Consider the following 23,057-nt stretch of genomic DNA (forward strand, 5'->3'; position numbering starts at 1 on the left):
ATAGCTCAAGCACTCGCAAAGGTATAAATCCATTAAAAATCTTATCGAATAATAAAAATAGCTGAAGGCTATAACCGCATACCTACTTGACCACTATGAAACAACGGTCAATCGACAGTTATGATTCACCTGTTTAGAAGTCAAACTTCCCAACATTTACATGACAGATACATTCCTGCCGCCTCACTCACGCAACATCAACCAGCGGATTTAACACATCCCGGCCACCGCCTTCATCAGTGCCTCTTGCAACACACATGAAAGCGTACTTTTAGTTTGCGGCGGCCATTGTGAATTCGCGCGTAGACATGAAATTTTCTCCACGACGTCATGTCCGGCCGGCGTGCCCGGCGATCCGATGTCGTCTACGATTGTTGCATCCGTAGAGGCCCTTGCGTCGTCGTAAGCGTTCGGGGCGTGGGGTTCGCTATTCAGTGCGCCCACCCATGAGACGGATCGCAAAGACCTTGCACATCGTCAACGATCCGAAAATGGACGACAGCTCAGGTGCGACCAGGAAGCCCGACACCTCCCACGGCGGCTTCGACAACAACATCAACCTCATGACCCGGGTTGTGTCGATCATCCTCGACCTGGCACCCGACGTGAAGTTGCCGCGACCAGTGATCAACCTCGATTACTGAATCCACCAGCCAAGGAGAGAGACCATGCCAGACACAATCATTGCCCCCTTGGGCGCACAAGAATGCCTCTATCGCGGCCCCGTGCCAGCAGGCGATCCATGGTTCAAACCTTCTGTGCAACTGCACGCGGGAGAACGCTATTTCTTCCGTGCATCCGGGCAGTGGTTCGACTGGCACACCCCCCACAGCGCCAGCGGCGAAGACGCCCCATCGCTCGCCTTCGCCCACCCCATGCTGCGTTGCAAATCCGAGGGGGCGACCTGGTTCACCCTCATAGGCTCGATTGAAAAAGACACCGACAGCTTTTTTGTCATCGGCGACGGCCTGCGTTGGCCGACGGGGTGGGTCGCCCCGGCATCGGGGCAGTTGTACTGCTTTGCCAACGACGTAAGGATCATGTACTTCAACAACTCACAAGCGATCCAGCTTGAAGTGTGGCAGTGAAGCCCTCAGGTGCTGATGTCACCATTGGGAAACACCAGGCGAAACACCGTCACACTCCCCGGCAGGCTCTGCACCTGGGCCAGGCCCTGGTGCAGGCTCATGATCGAGCGCACGATCGCCAGCCCCAGGCCAGTGCCGCCTTCAGTACGCGAGCGGCTGTGTTCGACCCGGTAGAAGCGCTCGAACAGGTGCGGCAAATGCTGCGCTGCAATGCCGGCGCCGGGGTTGCCCACCAGCACCGAGACCTGCTCGGCATGGGACTCGATGACGATGGACACCTCGTTGCCCGCCGGGCAGTGGCGGATAGCATTGGACAACAGGTTGGACATCGCGCGCTGGATCATCAGCCGATCTCCCAGGGTATGCCCGGCGCCCGACACACGCAGGCTGATGCGTTTTTCTTCGGCCATCAGGGAGAACAGGTCCACGACCTTCAGCGCTTCGTCTTCCAGGGTAATCCGTTCAAACGGCACCAGGGCCGCCGGATGGCTGACCTGGGCCAGGAATAGCATGTCGGAGACGATCCGGTTGACCCGCCCCAACTCCTCCGTACACGACTCCAGTACCGCCTTGTACTCGCTGCTCGGCCGCTCCCGCGACAACGTCACCTGGGCCTTGCCCATCAGGTTGGTGATCGGCGTGCGCAGTTCGTGGGCCAGGTCATCGGAGAACTGCGACAACTGCTGCACGCCGCTGTCGAGCCGGTGCAGCATGAAATTGATGCCATGGGCCAGTTCGCTGAGCTCCTGTGGCATGTTGACTTCTGACAGGCGATGGCTCAAGTCCTGGGCAGATACCATCGCCGCCACCTTGCGAAACTCGCGCAGGGGCGCAAGCCCCCGCTGGACAATCGCCCACGCACTGAGGCCGATCAGGATCAGCAGCAATGGCAAGGCAATCAGGGTCGAACTGAGGTAGGCGCTGAGCAGCGCTTCGTCATTGGAGCGATCGATTGACAACAGCACCGGCACCGAGTCGCCATTCTTCAACGCCATCAGTTGGGTCGCGGTGAGGAAGTGCCGGCCCTCGCCGTCCGAGCGACTGAAATACGAGACCCGGTCCAGGCTCGCGGTGGCGGCTTTGCGCCGGGCGAGCGCCGGGGTTGGCGGTTCGCTGCCGACACTGAGCAGCGGCGTGGTCGGGTTGTTCTTGTCGAGGATCGTCAGGTTCAGGTTGTCATGGCCCATCACCTGGTCCAGCAGCGAGTGCGGCTTGAGCGCGATATCGCTGGCGGTCATGCCCATCGCCAGACTGTGCTCGAGTTGCTGCATCTTTTTCTCGAGGCTGTTTTTCGCCATCGAGTCGAGTTCATGGGTCAGCGCCACAAACGCCAGCACCGCCAGCAACACCACCAGCACCGCACCCAGGACGCTCACCGTCAGCCCCAACCGCATCGACAGGCTGGCCGGCTTCATTCCCTGGCCTCCAGCACATAGCCGACGCCGCGCAAGGTGTGAATCAGCTTGCTGTCGAACGGGTCGTCGATTTTTGCCCGCAAGCGCCGGATCGAGACTTCGACCACGTTGGTGTCGCAATCAAAGTTCATGTCCCACACCAGGGAAATGATCTGGGTGCGCGACAGCACCTCGCCGGACTGGCGCATCAACAGGTGCAGCAACGCGAACTCCTTGGTGGTCAGGTCGATGCGTTGTTCGCCGCGATAGGCCCGGTGCCGACCTTGATCCAGTTCGAGGTCCGCTACTTTCAGTACCTGTGGCACCGGCATCTGCTCGCTGCGGCGCAACAAGGTACGCACCCGAGCCAGCAACTCGGGAAACTCGAATGGCTTGACCAGATAGTCATCCGCCCCCAGGTCCAGCCCCCTGACCTTGTCGGCCAGACGTCCCCTGGCGGTCAACATCATCACCCGGGTGTTGCCACTCTTGCGGATCAGTTCCAGCACGCCCCAGCCATCGATCTCAGGCAAATTCACGTCCAGTATCACCAGGTCATAGGCCTGTTGCCGGGCCAGGTGAAGTCCATCCGGACCGGTCGAGGCACAATCCACGACATAACCACTTTCACTCAGACCTTGATGCAAGTACTCGGCGGTTTTTAGTTCATCCTCGACCACAAGGATTCGCATAAATATTTACCCTTAAACAAGTAACGATTGGATAACTTCAGAAAATTAAAGCACGTTAATTATTGAACTTCCTGATCGAATAACAGCGATTTGCACGACGACATAGAGGGTGGTTTTCCTACGCAACAGGCCTGCCACGGTAAAGCCTGAAGTGACTTCAGGGTCAACGAAAAGCCCCGTGCCAGAAGGCCAGAAAGCAATTTTGCGACGAAATGCCGCAGCCGATTGCTGAAATGGACCGGTTTCCGCATGAATAAAACAAACTAGCAAGGGCACTTCAGCGGATAACCTTGGAGTTTTTGTTTCGTCATGTTGCACATCCTTCAAGCGCCACCGCCTGACACTTCATATCCTAATGCAAAAAATGACCGACAACCCGCGGATAACGTATTTGTAATTATCCAGTCACCTTGCTGATAAGTGCCGACTACTACATTCACGCCAATCAATTTTCGCTTTGAAGGAAAGACTAAAGTGCATGGGTACAGTGCGGTCATCCACCCCCCCAGGGTCAGCAAATTAATATCCCTTCCCGGTGTTCTGCTCATCACCGCGATGCTCCTTGGTACTTCGTTGCCTGCCGTCGCGCAAGGACCGACGCTGACCCTGGATCAGGCACTCGACAGTGCCTTCGCCAACAACCCAGAGCTGGCGGCCGCGCAGTGGGCCGTGGGTATCGCCCAGGGTGAACGCCAACAGGCCGGGCTGATCCCCAACCCGGAACTGTCCTGGGAAGCCGAGGACACCCGGCGCGAATCCCGCACCACCACCATGATGCTCAGCCAGCCCCTGGAACTGGGCGGCAAACGCGGTGCCCGAATCGAAGTCGCCAGCCGCGCGCAGGATGCGGTCAATGTGGACCTTGAGCGCAAACGCAACGGCTTGCGAGCCGATGTGATCGCCGCCTTCTATGGCTCGTTCACCGCACAGCAACGCCTGCAACTGACGCAACAATCCCTGCAATTGGCCGAGCGTGGCTTGAGTGTTGCCCAAGGGCAAATCAACGCGGGAAAATCGTCGCCCGTCGAAGCGACCCGCGCGCAGGTGCAATTGTCAGAGGTGCGCCTTGAACTGCGGCGTGCCGAACGGGACCAGGCCAACGCCTTTCAACAACTGGCGCAAGTCACGGGGGCGCCACAGGCCGGTTTTTCCCGCGTCGAGGCCCCGGCCACCCCGCCGCCTGCCATCCCGCCTTCCCCGCTGTTGCTGGGCCGCCTCGCCGAGACCGCCGAGATGCGTCTGGCGCGGTTGCAAATCACTGAGAAAGAAGCCGCGTTGGACCTCGAAAGAGCCCGGCGCATTCCCGACCTGACGGTGAGTGTCGGTAGCCAGTACAGCGAAACCGACCGCGAGCGGGTCAATGTCGTCGGCCTGTCCATGCCCATTCCCTTGTTCGACCGCAATCAGGGCAACGTCCTGGCCGCCGCCCGACGGGCCGACCAGGCGCAGGACCTGCGCAACGCCGCCGAGCTGCGCCTGCGTAGCGAAATCCAGTCCAGCCTTGACCAATGGGCCACCGCCAGCACCGAAGTGAAGGCCTTCAACCAGGTGATCCTGCCGGCCGCGCAAAGTGCCGTCGACACCGCCACCCGTGGCTTTGAAATGGGCAAGTTCAACTTCCTCGATGTACTCGACGCCCAGCGCACGCTGATCAGTGCGCGTAGCCAGTACATCCAGGCCATGGCCGACTCCACCGACGCCTGGGTACGCATCGAACGCATCTACGGCGATACCCGCGCCCTCACCCCCTGAATCCTTTTCAACCGACGTTTTTTCTCACCCGCGCAGTCGAGCCATGCCCGCTTGACGCCAGGGTGCAAGGAGTTTGCATGGACAAAAAAATTTTCCTGGCCATCGCGTTGACCCTGATGGCCGGCGTCGGCCTGGGTTCATTGCTGGCGGGCAAGGCTCAGCCCCCCGCCACCAACGAGCAGGCCCAGGCCGACCAGGGCGCTGCAGAGCCCACCGGTGCCCACGATGAAGAAGAGCCCGAGGGCGAAGGTCACCTGGCGCTCAGCGATGAACAGATCAAGGCCGCCGGCATCCAGTTGGCCGAAGCCCGGGCGCAGGCCATCGGCCTGGCATTGCCTTTCCCCGGTGAAGTCCGTTTCGACGAAGACCGCACCGCACACGTGGTGCCCCGTGCCACCGGCGTGGTCGAGCAAGTACTGGTCAACCTCGGGCAGTCGGTGAAAAAAGGTCAGCTGCTGGCGGTGATTGCCAGCCAACAGGTCTCCGAGCAACGCAGCGAACAGGCCGCGGCCCAGCGTCGAGTGGAACTGGCGCGTACCACCTATGAGCGTGAACGCCAGCTGTGGCAGGACAGGATCTCCGCCGAGCAGGACGTCCTGCTGGCGCGTCAGGCCCTGCAGGAAGCCGAAATCGCCCTGAACAACGCCCGGCAGAAAATCAGCGCCCTGAGCGGCAGTACCACCGCCCAGGGCGGTAACCGTTATGAGCTGCGGGCGCCGTTCGATGGCGTAGTAGTGGAAAAACACCTGACTCTGGGCGAAGTGGTCAACGACACCACCAGCGTGTTGACCCTCTCCGACCTGTCGCGGGTCTGGGTGACCTTTGGCGTGTCGCCCAAGGATTTGAACAGCGTGCTAGTGGGCAAGTCGGTCACGGTCAATGCCCCGGAACTCAAGGCCGAAGTGACCGGCACCGTGTCTTACGTCGGCAGCCTGCTGGGGGAGCAAACCCGCACCGCCACGGTCCGGGTCACCCTGGAAAACCCCCAGGGCGCCTGGCGGCCGGGCCTGTTCGTCAACGTCCGGGTGAGCACCGACACCCGCCAGGCCAGGGTCGCGGTACCGGAAGCCGCGATCCAGACCGTGGAGGACAAACCCACGGTGTTCGTGCGCACCGAAGACGGCTTCCAGGCACAACCGGTGGTGCTCGGCAGTCGCGCCGCCGGCCAGGTTGAAATCACCCAGGGACTGCAGGCCGGGGTGCTCGTCGCCACGACCGGCAGCTTCGTCCTCAAGTCAGAACTGGGCAAGGCTTCGGCCGAGCACGCTCACTGATCCGCCACTGGCACAAGAAGGTCTCTATGTTCGAACGCCTGATCCAATTCGCCATCGAGCAGCGCATTATCGTGCTGCTCGCGGTGCTGCTCATGGCTGGCCTGGGTATCGCCAGCTACCAGAAACTGCCGATCGACGCGGTACCGGACATCACCAACGTCCAGGTACAGATCAACACCACAGCCGCCGGCTTTTCACCGCTGGAAACCGAACAGCGCATCACCTTCCCCATCGAGACCGCGATGGCCGGCTTGCCGGCCCTGGAGCAGACGCGCTCGCTGTCACGCTCCGGGCTTTCGCAAGTCACGGTGATTTTCAAGGAGGGCACGGACCTGTTCTTCGCCCGGCAACTGGTCAACGAACGGCTGCAGGTGGCCAGGGAGCACCTGCCCGACGGCGCGGACCCGATGATGGGGCCGATCTCCACGGGCCTGGGGGAGATTTTCCTGTGGACGGTGGAAGCCGAGGACGGTGCGCTCAAGGAGGACGGCACCGCTTACACGCCCACCGACCTGCGGGTGATCCAGGACTGGATCATCAAGCCGCAACTGCGCAACGTCCCCGGGGTCGCCGAGATCAACACCATCGGCGGTTTCGCCAAGGAATACCAGATCGCGCCGGACCCCAAGCGCCTGGCCGCCTACAAGCTGACCCTCACCGACCTGGTGACCGCGCTGGAGCGTAACAACGCCAACGTCGGCGCCGGTTACATCGAGCGCAGTGGCGAGCAACTGCTGATTCGCGCGCCCGGCCAGGTGGCGAGCATCGAGGACATCGCCAATATCGTGATGGCCAACGTCGACGGCACGCCAATCCGCATCCGCAACGTCGCCAACGTCGACATCGGCCGCGAACTGCGCACCGGCGCCGCCACCGAGAACGGCCGTGAGGTGGTGCTAGGCACGGTGTTCATGCTGATCGGCGAAAACAGCCGCAGCGTCTCCCAGGCCGTGGCCGACAAACTGCAACAGATCAACCGCACGCTGCCCAAGGGCGTGGTCGCGGTCACCGTCTACGACCGTACTACGCTGGTGGACAAGGCCATCGCCACGGTGAAGAAAAACCTCATCGAGGGCGCGATCCTAGTGATCGCCGTGCTGTTCCTGTTCCTGGGCAACATCCGCGCGGCACTGATCACCGCCATGGTGATTCCACTGGCCATGCTCTTCACCTTCACCGGCATGTTCACCAACAAGGTCAGTGCCAACCTGATGAGCCTTGGCGCACTGGACTTCGGCATCATTGTCGACGGTGCCGTGGTAATCGTCGAAAACGCCATCCGCCGCCTGGCCCACGCCCAGCAACACCACGGCCGCATGCTCAGCCGCTCCGAGCGCATGCATGAGGTGTTCGCCGCGGCCAGGGAAGCCCGTCGACCGTTGATCTACGGCCAGTTGATCATCATGGTGGTGTACCTGCCGATCTTTGCCCTCACCGGGGTCGAGGGCAAAATGTTCCACCCGATGGCCTTCACCGTGGTGATCGCCCTGCTGGGCGCCATGCTGCTGTCGGTGACCTTCGTGCCGGCCGCTATCGCGATGTTCGTCACCGGCAAGGTCAAGGAAGAGGAAAACCTGGTGATGCGCGGTGCGCGGCGGGCCTATGCGCCGGCACTGGACTGGGTCATGCGCCACCGCGCGCTGGCGTTTGCCCTGGCCCTCGGGGTGATCGGTGTCTGCGGCGTGGTCGCCAGCCGCATGGGCAGCGAGTTTGTGCCCAGCCTCAGCGAAGGCGACTTCGCCCTGCAGGCCCTGCGAGTGCCGGGCACCAGCCTGACGCAATCAGTTGACATGCAGCAGCGCCTTGAGCAACGGGTCCTGGAAAAAGTCCCCGAGGTTCAACGCATGTTCGCCCGCACCGGCACAGCCGAGATTGCCTCGGACCCGATGCCGCCGAACATCTCCGACAGTTACGTGATGCTCAAGCCGAAAGACCAGTGGCCTGACCCGAGCAAGTCCCGCGAGGCGTTGATTGCCGATATCCAGCGGGTGATCGAGCAAGTGCCGGGAAGCAACTACGAGCTGTCTCAGCCAATCCAGTTGCGTTTCAACGAGCTGATTTCCGGGGTGCGCAGCGATGTGGCGGTGAAGGTCTTCGGCGACGACATGGCCGTGCTGAACAGCACCGCGGCGAAAATTGCGGCATCGATGCAGAAGGTCGAGGGTGCCTCCGAGGTCAAGGTGGAACAGACCACGGGCCTGCCGGTGCTGACCATCGACATCGACCGCGACAAGGCCGCACGCTACGGGCTGAACGTCGGCGATGTGCAGGACACCATCGCCGTCGCCGTGGGCGGACGGTCGGCCGGCACCCTGTATGAAGGTGACCGCCGTTTCGACATGGTGGTGCGTCTTTCCGACGCCATGCGCCAGGACGTCGAGGGCCTGTCGAAGTTGCTGATTCCGGTGCCGGCCTTGCCCAATGGCAGTGCCGACCAGATCGGTTTCATTGCCCTATCGGAAGTCGCCAGCCTCGACCTGGCGCCGGGGCCGAACCAGGTCAGTCGCGAAAACGGAAAACGCCTGGTGATCGTCAGCGCCAACGTGCGCGGGCGCGACATCGGCTCCTTTGTCCAGCAGGCCGGCGCGCAGATCGAGCAGGACGTGCCCATCCCCGCCGGCTACTGGATCAGTTGGGGTGGACAGTTCGAACAACTGCAATCGGCGGCCAAGCGCTTGCAGGTCGTGGTACCCGTGGCCTTGCTGCTGGTGTTCGCCCTGCTGTTCATGATGTTCAACAACCTCAAGGACGGCCTGCTGGTGTTCACCGGGATCCCGTTCGCCCTGACCGGCGGCGTGATGGCGCTGTGGTTGCGGGATATCCCGCTGTCGATCTCGGCCGGCGTCGGCTTCATTGCACTGTCGGGGGTGGCGGTGCTCAACGGGCTGGTGATGATCGCCTTCATCCGCAACCTGCGCGAGGAAGGACGTTCACTCAGCGTGGCAGTCAACGAAGGCGCCTTGACCCGCCTGCGGCCGGTGCTGATGACCGCCCTGGTCGCATCCCTGGGCTTCATCCCCATGGCACTGGCCACCGGCACCGGCGCTGAAGTGCAGCGACCGCTGGCGACCGTGGTGATCGGCGGCATCCTGTCTTCCACGGCCCTGACGTTGCTGATACTGCCAGCGCTGTATCACTGGGCCCACCGACGGGATGAAGAGGAACCCGGCAAACCCCTAACAGAGTCCGGCCACTAACCCAGCCGAAACAAACCACCCGCCCCGGTTATCGGTGGCGGGTTTTTTATTGACCCATTACGCGCATGACGAATCTGTAACCCTGGCGCCACCTCGACGAAAGGCTGTGGTTGATAGGCTTCAGGCTGTACTTACATGAGGGTTTAACCATGAAACCGATCAAGTTCCTGACCTTAACCGGCGCCCTGCTAGTGTCTGCGTCAGCCATGGCAGAAAGTGGTGGCGATAAAGCCTTTGAAAAGATGATGCAGAACAACCGCGTCGCCATGGAAAACTATGCCGCGAAACAAGGCAAGAACCCGCCGCAAGTCCGCGAGTATGCATACGGCATGCAACTGGATGTGGTGAACGTGGTGAGTGTCACGCCACCGATCAAGTCGTGCGGCGTCGTACCGGCGCAGATGACCTATGAAGACTCCAGTGGTGAGCTCAACACCCTGCGCTACAACGTCGCCGGGGAGTGTCGTACACGCGGTGGTTAATCCTGGCAGTCGCGTAAGGCTGTTCAGTAGGAGCGAGCCCGCTCGCGATGGACGTTAACGATTACGCGTATGTTCTGAGTAACTGCGTAGTTCTTGAGTTCATCGCGAGCGGGCTCGCGCCTACAGAGGTCGGCGTTCACGGGCAACGTTTCACCACAGATCAAAACAACAAAAAAAAGCGTCCCGAAGGACGCTAAAGATTCACCTCTTCCAAAGGAGCAAGGAGCTTCTAAAGGTGAATGGCCACACTGTAAAACCTTGGCTTATCCTTCCGACTTCGTGACCTGTTTTTGCAGGTCTTGCGAACCGGCTTCAGCTGTCGACTGGACATCCGCGCCGCTGGCACTGCCATGCACTTGTGCCTGGCTCAGTTTGAATTGCTTCAAGTATTCCTGAGAGCGTTCAGCGCCACCTTCGGCAAATACGCTGCTGCTGGTGATAGCCATTGCGGTCATAAACAGAACGTTCAGAAGTTTCATGGTGAGTTTCCTCTTACCTTCACGGGAAGACTTACGGGCCTGTTGGCCTTCAAGTCCTTGGGTTCCCGTGAATGATAAAAAAGCCAAGCTAACAGGAGCATGTTCGCGGCATTACATTCTTGACATGTTCAGGTTTTGAGCAGGTTTGTTACAGAATTGTCATCGGGTATTCGACAATCAACCGTACTTCGTCCAGATCCGACTCGAAGTCCGTGGCGCGGGTGGTGGCCTGGCGCACCCGGAACGACATGTCCTTGAGCTTGCCGGCCTGGACCACGTATTTGGCTTCGATATCGCGCTCCCAGCGCTTCTGGTCGGTCAACGGATTGCCCGCATCGTCACGGCGCACGTACACCGAGTTGGCGTTGCCATAGTCGGCGTCGCTGCCACGGCCATAACGGGTCATGAAGGACAACCCGGGCACACCATAGGTGGTCATGTCCAGGTCATAGCGCACCATCCAGGAACGCTCCTTGGGCGCGTTGAAATCGCTGTACTGGATCGAGTTGTCGAGGTAGATCGAGTCCGACTGGCGCAGGTAATCGAAGTCGTCATTGCCGTTGTTGCGCTGGTGGGACAACGCCACGCTGTGGGCACCGAACGCGACGCCCGCCCTGGCGCTCCAGATGTTGTTGTCGAACGCCCCCAGCAACTGCTTGCCCTCGTCCACCGCCTTGTAATAGTTGAAGCCGCCGAACAACGAGACCTCGTCGGACAGCGGATAACTCAGGGTCGTGCCCGCGTAGTACTGGTTCCAGGCGTCCTTGAGGCGGCTGGAGTACAGGCTGAAGCTGACATGGCTGTCGAGGTTGTAGTCGCCCCCGAAGTAGGCCATCCAGGGTGAATCCACGGGGCCGGCGTAAAAGGTCTCGAAGTTGTCGCGCATGTTGCTCGACGTCGGCTGGCTCATGGCATGCAGGCGCCCGCCCTGCACGGTCAGGCCATCAATACTGGTGTTGCTGGCGGTCACCCCGGTGAAGCTCTCCGGCAGCAACCGCGAGTCGCCGGCAGCCACCACGGGGGTGGCGGGAAACACATCGCCGACCTTGACCACCGTATCGAACGCCCGGACCTTGGCGGCGCCACCGACCTTGGTGTACTCGTCACTCGCCTCGCCGTCACTGTTGACCGGCAGCACATCGAATGAACTGCGGCCGCCGTTGCGACCATCGCCAGTGTCCAGTTTCAGCCCGATCATGGCAAAGGCATCGACCCCCACGCCCACGGTGCCCTGGGTGAATCCCGACTCGAAGTTACCGATGATGCCCTGGGCCCAGGCTTCGGAATATCCATTGCCAGTAGGACTGGACTGGCCCTTGCGGTTGTCACGGTTGAAGTAGTAGTTGCGGTTGAGCACCGTCAGGCTGCTGCCCTCGATAAAGCCTTCGGCCTTTTCCTCGGCCAGCGCCCACGATGGCGCGACACCGAGCAGGGCCGCCAGCGCCGCCACGGTGAAAGGTGTTGTGTTGTTCATCTGTTGCTCCTGTGAATGTTCGGCAGAACGGAAACCGTTCCCAGGCTTGGGTCTTGTTGTAGGCGGGGCCGGGTGCCCCGAAGCCGCCGAGGGGTATCGTGGCAAGCGCGAGATAACGTGGAGATGATTGGCCGATTACAATTTCGTCATCTGCCGGGCGTGGCGTGCGGGGCAATCCGCCGCAACGTCTTTTGCTGTACATCCATACAGATAAAGATTGATCCATACCGCCGTACCGCGCATGCTGTGCACCTTTCAAACCTGATGACTGATGGTGGTTATGCGGCTGTTTCTGTGTGAAAAACCTTCCCAGGCCAAAGACATTGCCGCCGTGCTCGGCGCCAGCCGGCGTGGTGACGGTTGCTGGCTGGGAAGCGGGATCACGGTCACCTGGTGCATCGGCCACTTGCTCGAAACCGCCCCGCCGGACGCCTACGACGCACGCTATAAGCGCTGGGTGCTGGAAGACCTGCCGATCGTTCCCGAGAAGTGGAAGATGCAGGTCAAGCCCAAGACCGCCAGCCAGTTCAAGGCGGTCAAGCGGCTGCTGGGCGAAGCTCAGGAGTTGGTGATCGCCACCGACGCCGACCGTGAAGGCGAGATGATCGCCCGTGAGCTGGTGGAGCATTGTCGTTATCGCGGGCCGATCCAGCGCCTGTGGCTTTCGGCGCTGGACGACGCCTCGATTCGCAAGGCCCTGGGCGCACTCAAGCCTGGCGCCGACACCTTCAGCCTGTATCACTCGGCGTTGGGTCGCTCGCGGGCGGACTGGCTGATCGGCATGAACATGAGTCGCTTGTTCACCCTGCTCGGGCGCCAGTCCGGCTACCAGGGCGTATTGCCGGTCGGCCGGGTGCAAACCCCGACCTTGCGCCTGGTGGTGGACCGCGACCGCAGCATTGCCGACTTCGTGCCGGTGCCGTACTGGGCGATTGACGTACAACTGCTGCACGCCGGTACGCCGTTCACCGCCCAGTGGCGTGCGCCCCCCCAGGTCTGCGATGAGCATGACCGCTGCCTTGACCCGGCGTTGGCCAGGGAAGCCGCCAGCGCCATGGGCAACGCCGCCAGTGCGCGGCTGGTCAAACTACGCACCGAACGGGTCCGCGAAGTCGCCCCGCTGCCGTTCGACCTGGGCACCCTGCAGGAGATCTGCTCGAAGAAACTCGGCCTCGGCGCCCAGGAAACCCTCGACGTCGCCCAGGCGTTATACGAAACCTACAAAGTCATCACCTACCCACGCAGTGACTGCGGCTACCTGCCGATCAGCCAGCACAGCGAGGCACCCGCCATTCTCGCGGCGCTCGGGCGTGCCGATCCAAGCCTTGGCGAACTGGCCAGGCACCTTGATCCGCAGCGCCGCTCCCGGGCCTGGAACGACGCCAAGGTCAGCGCTCACCACGGCATCATCCCGACCGCGGCGGCGCAAAACTTCGAACGCCTGACTGGCAAGCACCGGGCGGTCTACACCCTGATTCGCGCCCGGTATCTGGCGCAGTTCCTGCCCAACCACGAGTACGATCGCACCCAGGCCGACTTCGACTGTGCCGGCCAGGTCCTTCGAGCGGGCGGTAAACAGGTGGTGGAAGCCGGCTGGAAACGCGCCCTGCCCGAAGCCCTGGCCCCGGCCAAGGGACGCGAAGCACCGGCACCGCAGAACCTGCCGCCGTTGACCCAGGGCCAGGACTATCCGGTTGCCGGCGTAACCCTCAAGGACCTCTGGACCCAGCCACCCAAGCCCTTCACCGAGGGTGACCTGATCAAGGCCATGAAAAACGTCGCCCGACTGGTGGAAGATCCGCTGCTAAAACAGAAGCTCAAGGACACCACCGGCATCGGCACCGAAGCGACCCGCGCCGGAATCATTCAGGGCCTGCTGGATCGCGGCTACCTGGTCAAGCACGGCAAGGCCCTGGCCGCCACTCCCGCAGCCTTCAGCCTGATCGACGCCGTGCCCCGGGCCATCGCCGACCCCGGCACCACGGCCATCTGGGAACAGGCCCTGGACATGGTCCAGAGCGGTGAAATGAGCCTCGAGGAATTCGTCGCCAAGCAAGCCGCCTGGATGAGCAAGCAGGTCAGTCGCTGCGCCGGCCTGCGCCTGACCATCAGCGGCCCGGCCAGCCCCGCCGGCAAAGGCGCGGCCCCTTGGAAGAACAAGCGCAAGACCACCGGCAAGCGCAAAGCCGCACCGACCGCCAGACGCAAGGCCAAGCCTGCCCCGTAACGGCCATGCTCCGCTCGCACAGGGTTCGCGTGAACGCCTGTGCGAGCGCAACCGGCATCACGCCAGGCTTTTGCTGACCACTTCAAACACGTCGCTGGACAGCTCGCCCGAGGCGCGGATGCGCTCAAGTTCGCCCTTCATCAACGCCTGGCGAGCGCTGTCGTACTTGCGCCAGCGAGTCAAAGGCGCCAGTTGGCGCGACGCCATCTGCGGATTCAACGCGTTCAACTCAATGACCAGGTCCGCCAGGAAGCGATAACCCGAACCATCGGCCGCGTGGAAGTTGATCAGGTTCTGCCCGGCAAAGGCCCCCACCAGCGCGCGCACCTTGTTCGGGTTCTTGATGTTGAACGCCGGATGCTCCATCAACTGGCGAACCCGCTGCAAGCCACCCGGCAAACCACTGCCGGCCTGGACACTGAACCACTGGTCCATGACCAGCGGGTTGTCCTTGAAGTGCTCGGCAAAGCTCGCCAGCGCCTTGGCCTTCTCGGCTTCGAACGGCGAATTCACCAGTACCGCCAGCGCGGTCAGGCGCTCGGTCATGTTGTCACAGGCATCGAACTGCTCAAGGGTTGCCGCCAGCACTTCAGGCTTGCCGCTGAGCATCAGGTACGACAAGGCGATGTTCTGCAGGCTGCGTCGGGCGAAGTGTTCGGCTTCGGCCACGTACGAGGTGTTCTTCGACGTTTCGCGGTTGGCCTGGTAACGCGCCAACAGGCCGTCGAACAGGCTGTCGGCCAACTGCTTGCGCGCGAATTCGCGGGCCGCGTGAATGGCATCGACGTCAGCCACTTCGCTGATTTCGGTCAGGTAGGCCTCGCTGGGCAGCGAGAGCATTTCGGCGACCATGGCCTGGTCCAGGGACTCGTCCGCCAATACGCTGCGCAGCGCACTGATCAAGCGCGGGTCGAGCACCAAGGGCTGGCCTGCCTGATGCTGGGCAATCAGCTCCTGCAAGACTTGCACCGACAGTTGCTGACCCGCTTCCCAGCGGTTGAAACCATCGCTGTCGTGCTGCATCAGGAACATCAGTTGATCGCGGTTGTACGGGAAGCTCAGTTTCACCGGCGCCGAGAAGCCGCGCAGCAAGGAAGGCAATGGTTGTTCGGCGATGTCGACGAAGGTGAAGGTTTGCTCGGCCTGGGTCACCGACAGCACGCGGGAGGTACCCGTGGCAGCGGCCTCGCCTGCAAGACGCAAGGCAATACCAGCCCCCTGGCTGTCCAGCAGGCCGAGTTCGACCGGGATCACGAAGGGCAGTTTCTCGACCTTGTCCGGTGTCGCCGGGCAGCTTTGACGCAAGGTCAGGCTGTAGGTGTTCGCGGCGGCATCATAGGACTCACTGACCGCCAGGCGCGGTGTCCCTGCCTGGCTGTACCAGCGCTTGAACTGGGTCAGGTCAACGCCGTTGGCGTCTTCCATGGCCTTGATGAAGTCATCGCAGGTCACGGCCTGGCCATCGTGGCGCTCGAAATACAGGTCGCTGCCTTGGCGAAAACCCTCAGCGCCGAGCAAGGTGCGGATCATGCGCACCACTTCCGAACCCTTCTCGTACACCGTCAGGGTGTAAAAGTTGGAGATCTCGATGAAGCTGTCAGGGCGCACGGCGTGGGCCATGGGGCCGGCGTCTTCGGCGAACTGATGAGTGCGCAGGTACGCCACGTCTTCGATCCGCTTGACGGTGCGCGAGTGCATGTCGGCCGAGAACTCGGCATCTCGGAACACCGTGAACCCTTCCTTGAGCGACAGCTGGAACCAGTCGCGGCAGGTGACGCGGTTGCCCGACCAGTTGTGGAAGTATTCGTGGGCCACCACTGCCTCGACCCGCTGGTGTGCGGCATCGGTGGCGGTTTCGGCGCGGGCCAGCACGCAGCTGGAGTTGAAGATGTTGAGGCCCTTGTTCTCCATCGCACCCATGTTGAAGTCGTTGACCGCCACGATCATGAAGATGTCCAGGTCGTATTCGCGACCATAGACGTCTTCGTCCCAGCGCATGGACTTCTTCAGGCTGTTCATGGCGTGCTGGCACTTGTCGATGTTTTCCGGCTCGACATAAATGCGCAGCGCCACGGTGCGCTGGGTCATGGTGGTGAAGGTGTCTTCGACGCACCACAGGTCACCGGCCACCAGCGCGAACAGGTACGCCGGCTTCATGAACGGATCTTCCCAGGTGGCCCAGTGCCGACCGTCTTCGCCAGGACCGCTGGCAATCGGGTTGCCGTTGGACAGGAGCACCGGGTAACGGTGCTGCTCGGCGACCACGGTGGTGGTGAACTTGCTCATCACGTCCGGGCGGTCGAGGTAATAGGTGATCTTGCGGAAACCCTCGGCCTCGCACTGGGTGCAGAACATGCCGCTGGACTTGTACAGGCCTTCCAGTGCGGTGTTGGTTTCCGGGTGGATCCTGACACTGGTGTCGACCGTGAAGGTAGCGCTGGTCGGGTGCAGGGTCAGGTGGCTTTCCGTCAATTGATAGTCACCGGACGCAAGCTCGGCGTCGCCCAGGGCGACCGACAACAGCTCAAGCTGCTGGCCGTCGAGCACCAGCGGCGGCAGGCCCGCTGCACTGTTCAAAAGGCAGGCAGGGTTGCGGCGCATCACCAGTTGCGCATGGACCAGGCTGTGGTCCTCGAACAACTCGAAGGTCAGGTGCGTCTCGTCGATCAGGTACTCGGGCGCCTGATAGTCCTTCAGGTAAATCATCTTCGGTTGTTCGGTGCGCATGCTGGAATCCTTTTACTGGGGCACGCCTAGTGATGGACGGCGAGCTGATAAGCCGTGTATTTACGAATATTGATAACGCCGGTGTCGAAGATCAGGTACTGGCCCTTGATCCCCATCAGCGTGCCTTCGGCAATCGGGTTCTTGTCCAGATTGAAGCTGACGATCTTGGCCGGGTACTGCTCGACCGGGTAACGGATTTCAAGCGGCTCGATATCGCTCACCGGTTGAATCGCTTGCAGGCCGAAGCGCTCCTGCAGGCCCAGCAGGCCCTCGGCACAGCTGGCGAACAGCTGGTCACGTACCTGCTTGAGGTCAACAGCTGCCGCATCGCCCTTGAGCAAGGCACGCCAGTTGGTCTTGTCGGCCACCTGAGTGCGCAGCAGGTCTTCGACCAGGCCCGACTGCTGGCGGGTCGACACCCGCATGATCGGCAACGCCTGGCTCGCACCCTGGTCGAGCCAGCGGGTCGGCAACTGGGTGGCGCGCGTGATCCCGACCTTGACCCCCGACGAGTTGGCCAGGTACACCACGTGGTCGGTCATGCAGAACTGCTCGCCCCAGGAGGGCTCGCGGCAGGTGCCGGCGTCGTAGTGGCAGCGCTCCGGGCTCATGATGCAGACATCGCACTGGGCCAGCTTGGTCATGCAGGGGTAGCAGTAGCCCTGGCTGAAACTGGTCTTGGTTTTACGCCCACAATGGATGCAATGGATTGCCCCCAGGTACTCCAGGCGAACCGTGCTGCCAATCATCGGATTGACCGGCACCTCGGTATCGCCCAGGCGAAAAGCGTATTGCACCGTCGAGGCGTCAAGGCGCACCGACATCTTGCTGATTGCACCGCGGCCAATCTCGATCAATGGATGGCATCCGACTTGAACAGGATATTCGGCACTTCGATGGACTTGGAGCTGCATTCCTGCGGGCCCATGTAGCCGGTGCGCTGGTCTTCGGGCAGGTTCTGCATTTCCCAGGCAATCATCGCCTGCAGCGACAGTTCACGCTGTTCGGCGGTCAGTTTGCCACCGTCGGACCACTTGCCGATCTCCACCGCCAGCTTGAGGCTCTGGTAGATCTCGGGGGTGATGTTGCTGATCATTTCGTTAAAAGAGGACATCAGGGTCTCCGTGCTCTTTATTCACATAACAATTTAGAGGGCGAGTTTACGGCGACTGTACAAGCCACCCAACAAACCGGTGAGGCATCCGACGAGTAACCCGCCGACGTGCGCCGCATTGGCAATTTCGCCGAAACCGATCATCGAGATCAGCCCCGACATACACAGGGCCAGCCACACCAGCATCATCACCAACACCCCGCGAGGCAGGCGATACGCCGGGTTCGGCGACAGCAACTGGTAGATCCAGCAATGCCCAAGCAAGCCGTAGAGCACCCCGGACAGCCCGCCGAACAGGCTTGGGCCGCCGTAAAGATACTGGCCGTAGTTCGACACCAGACTGAACAGCAGCGTCAGCCCCAGCAGGTTGATACCGCCCTGGCGCGACTCGATGCGCCGCCCCAGCTCCCAGTACCACATGCCGTTCATGGCCAAGTGCAGGAAGCCGAAGTGAATCAACATGGGCGTGAACAGACGCCACCACTGCCCCGCCGCCAGGCTGTCAGCCAGCGGCGTGAAGTGGATGTACTCGCCCGCCACGCGGAACTCGAGGAAGGTGAACCAGTGCAGGGTATCGAGGTTGTCGCCCAGCAGCGTCACGACGCCCACCAGCGCACTCAACAGCAGGACCAGCGCGGTCATCGGGCTGTAGCGCAGTTGCTCGACGAACCCCGGGCGCCGGACCTTCGCCTGCGCCGGAATGTCCAGTTGCTGATCGGGGTCGCCCGCCGGAAAACGTTCGTACAAGGAACGTACATCCTCGCTGATGGCGTCCGATACCCAGAGCACCTGCTCCCCCGCCTCTTCACTGACGCGGTGAGGGACCTGCATGCGTTGCAGCAACTTCACAAAACCACTCAGGTCCACCGCCAACGGCAGACGTAAAACAGCAACAGCAGTCATTGCATGGCCTCCGGCCGTTCGACATCGACCCAGACGAACTTGCCCGGGTCGAGACGTGTTTCCTGATCCAGTCGATAGGCAACCAGTTTGCCGTAGAGCACTGCGCTGTAGTCCAGGCAGGCCAGGTTCTGACGAATCGGCGCCGGCTTGCCGCTGCGCCAGTAGTGCCCGACAAACAACAGCGGCTCGTCGATGCCGTAGCGCAGCAAGGTGTCCTTTTCCACCGCTGACAATGGCGTCTGCGCCACCGGCTCGGGCAAGGCATCGGGCTGGAACACGATATCGCCGTAGGTCTGCGGGTTGTCTTCCCAGAATTTGGTGCGGAAGAACGAGCGTATCAGGCCGTCGCCGCTGGTCATGGTCAGGCCGTGGGGCAGGCGCATGTCGGTGCCCCGCAGCAAACGGTCGAAGGCCATGCAGGCGAAGCTGCCGGAAATCGCAGCGGCCTGGACGAAGTGCTCGTCGACGCAGCCATCGGGATGCTGCTTGCGCAGCAGGTCGATCAAGGCACCATCCCAGCAGGCGTGAACCACCCGGAAACGGCCGGCGTCGACAAACAGCGGCATCTTGTAGAACCATTGCAGGAAATCGTGCCAGTCCCCCGGATGATGGGCGAACTGGCTCAGGGTTTCGTCGATCAGCCGGGCATGCCGCGGAGTGTGCTCACGCACGTACTGCTTGCCGCAGCCGGCCGGTGCCGGGGTGCTCCAACCCAGCGCGTTGAACTCGTGGTTGCCCATGATGCACAGCGCCTGGCCGGCCTCGACCATGTCGTGAACGATGTGCAACGCTTCGCGGATGCGCGGGCCACGGTCGATGATGTCACCGAGGAACACCGCCATGCGTGACGGGTGGCGCCAGACGCCCCCCTGCTTGTGGTACCCGAGTCGGTCCAGCAGATGCTCAAGGGTATGAGCGCAACCGTGCACGTCACCGATCAGGTCGTAGCTACGCGCGGGATCGAGCATCAGTCGCCTCCACCACCCAGACGGCTGCCCCAGCCAAGCTTGGTCCGGCAGACCTCGTAGTAGTTGTGATCCAGAGGGTGAATCAGACGCAGCTTCTGCGCCTTCTTGCTCACGGTGATGGTGTCACCGGGGGCGCAGGTGAAGTGGTTCTGCCCGTCACACGAAACTTGCGGGTAAATCTGCATATCCTTGGACACGACGATTTTCAGCTCGCTGTTGCCATCGACCACAATCGGCCTTCCGGACAAGGTATGGGGGTACATCGGCACAATAACAATGGCATCGAGCTTGGGATGCATGATCGGCCCGCCTGCCGACAACGCGTAGGCCGTCGAGCCGGTGGGTGTGGCGACGATCAGGCCGTCGGCCTTCTGGCTGCAGACGAACTGGCCATCGATGTACAGTTCGAACTCGATCATCCGGGTGGATTTGCCGGGGTGCAGCACCACGTCATTCAACGCATCGCCCTGGCCGATGGCCTCGGCGTGACGGCGAACCTCGGCCTGCAACAGGAAGCGGTTTTCCACCAGGTAATGGCCGTCGAGCACTTCGGCGACCTTGGTTTCCAGCTCGTCGGGACGGATGTCGGTGAGAAAGCCCAGGTTGCCGCGGTTGATCCCCAGCACCGGAATATTGTGCCGGGCCAATGCGCGGGCGGCCCCCAACAGGCTGCCATCGCCGCCCACGACGATGACCATGTCGCAGACTTCGCCGAGCATCTTGCGCGACGAGGTTTGCAGGCCGTGGCCAGGCAGGACTTCGCCAATGGTGTCTTCGAGAATCACGTGCAAGTGCCGGTCAAGCAGGAATCTTTTCAGTCGGCGAACGGTATCCAGCACCTGCGAACTGCCCAGGCGACCGATGATGCCGATATTGCGAAATTGCTCCATGGGGCTCCTGCGAGGGTCTGCGACGGCCAAAAGCACGATTATGGGCGAAACCGGGCCGTAGACAAAATCCTTTCAGCCACGGGGACTCCCCTATTTGAGTCTATGCTCGCAAGATGATCCTATTTCCCGATTTGCTCCAGTTGCCCCACCAATTGCACCACCCGCAAGTGCGCGATCTGGCGTGGGTCATCCTCGCACCGCCCATGCTCAGTGCGACGCCATGGCCGCAACGTCATCCGCTGGCCGGCAGCGACTGGGTACGCGCCCCGCAACAGCTGGAGCATTGGCTGCATCAGCTCGACCAGGACAGCCACGCACTGCAGTATTGGCTGGCCCAGGCCCGCACCCGGCGACTGGGGCTGTATTACGAACGCCTGTGGCAGTTTGCCGTGGGGCATGCCCCCGGGATCGAACTGCTGGCGGCCAACCTGCCGATCCGTCGCGAAGGGCACACATTGGGCGAGCTGGACATGCTGCTGCGTGACGGCGACGGCGTGCATCACCTGGAGCTGGCGATCAAGCTCTACCTCGGCCCCCAGGGAGGCAACGGCCATGACCCCGCGCTCTGGCTGGGGCCCGGTTGCCATGACCGACTGGATCGCAAACTGGAACACCTGAGCCAGCATCAGCTCCCCATCTCCGCCCGCCCCGAAAGCCGCGAAGCCCTGGCCGCGCTGGACATCCATCACGTCAGCGCACAGCTGTGGCTGGGGGGCTATCTGTTGTATCCGTGGCCGGGACTGTGCGAACCACCGCGTGGCGCCCATCCGCAACACCTGCGCGGCAGCTGGCTGCACCAGAAGGACTGGCTGGCGTTTGTCGCCCAGCGTCCCCACGGCCGTTGGCAGCACCTGCCCCGCCATGCCTGGCTGGCACCGGCGCACTACCCGGCCGACCAGACCTGGAGCGATGAACAGCTGCAGGCGTGGCTCAGCGCCCTGGAACCACTGGCCCCGGCGCAGTTGATGGTGCGCTTGACCGAAAACAGCCGTGGCGACTGGGAGGAAGCCGAGCGCTTGTTTGTGGTGTCCGATTTGTGGCCGAACGTACCAGGGCAGGCTTGATGCCCGGATTGGCGGTCTACAGCGACAACCGCAGGGCCAGTGCTGCCAGGGTCACCAGCAACACCGGCAACGTCAGCACGATCCCGACCTTGAAGTAATAACCCCAGCCAATCCGGATGCCCTTGCGCTGCAGCACATGCAGCCAGAGCAAGGTCGCCAGGCTGCCGATCGGGGTGATCTTCGGCCCCAGGTCGCTGCCAATCACGTTGGCGTAGATCATCGCCTCCTTCACCACCCCGGTGGCCTGGCTGGCATCGATCGACAACGCACCGATCAGCACCGTGGGCAGGTTGTTCATGATCGATGACAACAACGCAGTCAGCAGCCCGGTGCCCATGGCCGCGCCCCAGACGCCGTATTGGGCGAACACATCGAGCCAGCCGGCCAGTTGCGCGGTCAGCCCGGCGTTACGCAGTCCATAGACCACCAGGTACATGCCCAGGGAGAAGATCACGATGTGCCACGGCGCCCCCTTCATCACCTTGCGCGTGGAAATCCGGTGCCCACGGCCGGCGATCATCAGCAGCAACGCGGCACACAGCGCCGAGATCGCGCTGATGGGAATCCCCAGCGGCTCCAGGGCAAAGCACCCCAGCAACAGAATCGCCAACACCCCCCAACCGGCAAAGAACGTGGCCTTGTCATGGATCGCCGTTTTCGGCTCATCCAGCTGGTGCGGGTCGTAACGGGCCGGAATGTCGCGACGGAAGAACCACAGCAATACCGCCAGGGTCGCCGCGACCGCCACCAGGTTGACCGGCACCATCACCGCCGAATAACGGTTGAAACCGATGTGAAAGAAGTCCGCGGAGACAATGTTCACCAGGTTCGACACCACCAGCGGCAGGCTCGCGGTATCGGCAATGAAGCCGGCGCCCATGACAAACGCCAGGGTGGCCACCGGGGAAAACCGCAGGGCCAGCAGCATCGACATCACGATCGGCGTGAGGATCAACGCCGCGCCATCATTGGCGAACAGCGCCGAGACCAGCGCCCCGAGCAACACCATGTAAGCAAACAGCTTGCGCCCGCTGCCACGCCCCCAGCGCGCCACATGCAGGGCCGCCCAGGCAAAGAGCCCGGCTTCATCGAGCAGCAGGCTGATGATGATCAGCGCGACAAAAGTGCCGGTGGCGTTCCAGATGATTTCCCACACCAGCGGAATATCACTGACGTGGACCACCCCACTGAGCAGCGCCAGCACGGCGCCGAATACGGCGCTCCAGCCGACACCCAGGCCTTTGGGTTGCCAGATCACCAGGGTAATGGTCAGCAGGAAAATCAATGATGCGATCAGCATGCGCAACAGCCTTCAACACGAGGAGACAGGAA

The 23,057-nt window shown here is 62.0% G+C and carries 20 protein-coding genes; 8 read left to right on the plus strand and 12 right to left on the minus strand.

Features of this window, described 5'->3' with window-relative positions; genetic code table 11:
• Positions 1-446: 446 nt before the first annotated feature.
• Together CKW29_RS02235 and CKW29_RS02240 are read left to right on the plus strand one after the other, a co-directional pair.
• On the plus strand, positions 447-644 hold the full coding sequence (locus CKW29_RS02235) for a hypothetical protein (protein ID WP_095144445.1): 198 nt from the start codon (positions 447-449) through the stop codon (positions 642-644).
• Between the two features lie 24 nt (positions 645-668).
• Positions 669-1,088, plus strand: coding sequence for a hypothetical protein (locus tag CKW29_RS02240; RefSeq protein WP_095144446.1), 420 nt, complete (start codon positions 669-671; stop codon positions 1,086-1,088).
• A gap of 5 nt (positions 1,089-1,093) precedes the next feature.
• Here CKW29_RS02240 and CKW29_RS02245 read toward each other — a convergent pair whose 3' ends face one another.
• Genes CKW29_RS02245 through CKW29_RS25385 form a run of 3 tightly spaced genes read right to left on the minus strand, consistent with a single transcriptional unit; the run spans position 1,094 to position 3,501 of the window.
• The gene (locus tag CKW29_RS02245; RefSeq protein ID WP_095144447.1) at positions 1,094-2,503 is read right to left on the minus strand and encodes a heavy metal sensor histidine kinase; all 1,410 of its coding nucleotides are present in this window, start codon (positions 2,501-2,503) and stop codon (positions 1,094-1,096) included.
• A complete protein-coding gene (locus CKW29_RS02250) occupies positions 2,500-3,174 on the minus strand; it encodes a heavy metal response regulator transcription factor (protein WP_095144448.1) in 675 nt (224 codons plus the stop codon). Before CKW29_RS02250 ends, CKW29_RS02245 begins: the two co-directional genes overlap by 4 nt.
• Before the next feature lie 45 nt (positions 3,175-3,219).
• Positions 3,220-3,501: a hypothetical protein gene (locus tag CKW29_RS25385; protein ID WP_141234439.1), complete on the minus strand. Its 282-nt coding sequence runs from the start codon at positions 3,499-3,501 to the stop codon at positions 3,220-3,222.
• 228 nt (positions 3,502-3,729) lie between these two features.
• On the opposite strand from CKW29_RS25385, the gene CKW29_RS02255 reads away from it, so the two are divergent.
• From CKW29_RS02255 to CKW29_RS02270, 4 genes are all read left to right on the plus strand, one after another.
• The gene (locus tag CKW29_RS02255; protein WP_141234441.1) at positions 3,730-4,926 is read left to right on the plus strand and encodes a TolC family protein; all 1,197 of its coding nucleotides are present in this window, start codon (positions 3,730-3,732) and stop codon (positions 4,924-4,926) included.
• A gap of 77 nt (positions 4,927-5,003) precedes the next feature.
• A complete protein-coding gene (locus tag CKW29_RS02260) occupies positions 5,004-6,200 on the plus strand; it encodes an efflux RND transporter periplasmic adaptor subunit (protein WP_095144449.1) in 1,197 nt (398 codons plus the stop codon).
• A gap of 26 nt (positions 6,201-6,226) precedes the next feature.
• Positions 6,227-9,397, plus strand: a complete 3,171-nt coding sequence (locus tag CKW29_RS02265; RefSeq protein ID WP_095147842.1) for a CusA/CzcA family heavy metal efflux RND transporter — start codon at positions 6,227-6,229, stop codon at positions 9,395-9,397.
• A gap of 149 nt (positions 9,398-9,546) precedes the next feature.
• Positions 9,547-9,879: a DUF2790 domain-containing protein gene (locus CKW29_RS02270; RefSeq protein WP_095144451.1), complete on the plus strand. Its 333-nt coding sequence runs from the start codon at positions 9,547-9,549 to the stop codon at positions 9,877-9,879.
• Positions 9,880-10,142: 263 nt separating this feature from the next.
• Here the strand turns inward: CKW29_RS02270 and CKW29_RS02275 are convergent, their stop codons facing one another.
• Both CKW29_RS02275 and CKW29_RS02280 read right to left on the minus strand, forming a co-directional pair.
• Entirely contained in the window at positions 10,143-10,358 is a 216-nt protein-coding gene (locus CKW29_RS02275; protein ID WP_095144452.1) for a hypothetical protein, read from the minus strand.
• A gap of 148 nt (positions 10,359-10,506) precedes the next feature.
• A complete protein-coding gene (locus tag CKW29_RS02280) occupies positions 10,507-11,832 on the minus strand; it encodes an OprD family porin (protein ID WP_095144453.1) in 1,326 nt (441 codons plus the stop codon).
• Between the two features lie 280 nt (positions 11,833-12,112).
• Between CKW29_RS02280 and CKW29_RS02285 the strand changes: the two genes are divergently transcribed.
• A complete protein-coding gene (locus tag CKW29_RS02285) occupies positions 12,113-14,059 on the plus strand; it encodes a DNA topoisomerase III (protein ID WP_095147843.1) in 1,947 nt (648 codons plus the stop codon).
• A 57-nt stretch (positions 14,060-14,116) separates the two neighbouring features.
• Here the strand turns inward: CKW29_RS02285 and pepN are convergent, their stop codons facing one another.
• From pepN to CKW29_RS02315, 6 genes are read right to left on the minus strand one after another with little or no spacing between them, the layout of a single operon-like run.
• Positions 14,117-16,786: an aminopeptidase N gene (gene pepN, locus CKW29_RS02290; RefSeq protein ID WP_095144455.1), complete on the minus strand. Its 2,670-nt coding sequence runs from the start codon at positions 16,784-16,786 to the stop codon at positions 14,117-14,119.
• A gap of 26 nt (positions 16,787-16,812) precedes the next feature.
• The gene (locus CKW29_RS02295) at positions 16,813-17,643 is read right to left on the minus strand and encodes a DUF2797 domain-containing protein (protein ID WP_095144456.1); all 831 of its coding nucleotides are present in this window, start codon (positions 17,641-17,643) and stop codon (positions 16,813-16,815) included.
• Entirely contained in the window at positions 17,640-17,900 is a 261-nt protein-coding gene (locus CKW29_RS02300; protein WP_095147844.1) for a YeaC family protein, read from the minus strand. The genes CKW29_RS02295 and CKW29_RS02300 overlap by 4 nt, the downstream gene beginning before the upstream one ends.
• Before the next feature lie 33 nt (positions 17,901-17,933).
• On the minus strand, positions 17,934-18,803 hold the full coding sequence (locus CKW29_RS02305; RefSeq protein WP_095147845.1) for a rhomboid family intramembrane serine protease: 870 nt from the start codon (positions 18,801-18,803) through the stop codon (positions 17,934-17,936).
• Positions 18,800-19,771, minus strand: a complete 972-nt coding sequence (locus tag CKW29_RS02310; protein ID WP_095147846.1) for a metallophosphoesterase — start codon at positions 19,769-19,771, stop codon at positions 18,800-18,802. Before CKW29_RS02310 ends, CKW29_RS02305 begins: the two co-directional genes overlap by 4 nt.
• Entirely contained in the window at positions 19,771-20,661 is an 891-nt protein-coding gene (locus CKW29_RS02315) for an NAD(+) kinase (protein ID WP_095144459.1), read from the minus strand. Before CKW29_RS02315 ends, CKW29_RS02310 begins: the two co-directional genes overlap by 1 nt.
• A gap of 113 nt (positions 20,662-20,774) precedes the next feature.
• Here CKW29_RS02315 and CKW29_RS02320 point away from each other — a divergent pair, with 113 nt between their 5' ends.
• Entirely contained in the window at positions 20,775-21,725 is a 951-nt protein-coding gene (locus tag CKW29_RS02320; protein ID WP_095147847.1) for a DUF1853 family protein, read from the plus strand.
• Positions 21,726-21,741: 16 nt separating this feature from the next.
• Here the strand turns inward: CKW29_RS02320 and CKW29_RS02325 are convergent, their stop codons facing one another.
• Positions 21,742-23,025 carry an arsenic transporter gene (locus CKW29_RS02325; RefSeq protein ID WP_095147848.1) on the minus strand — a complete coding sequence of 428 codons (1,284 nt, stop codon included), beginning with the start codon at positions 23,023-23,025 and terminating at the stop codon, positions 21,742-21,744.
• Between the last annotated feature and the right edge of the window lie 32 nt (positions 23,026-23,057).

Source organism: Pseudomonas sp. Irchel s3a18 (genome assembly GCF_900187535.1).
Taxonomy (GTDB): Bacteria; Pseudomonadota; Gammaproteobacteria; order Pseudomonadales; family Pseudomonadaceae; genus Aquipseudomonas.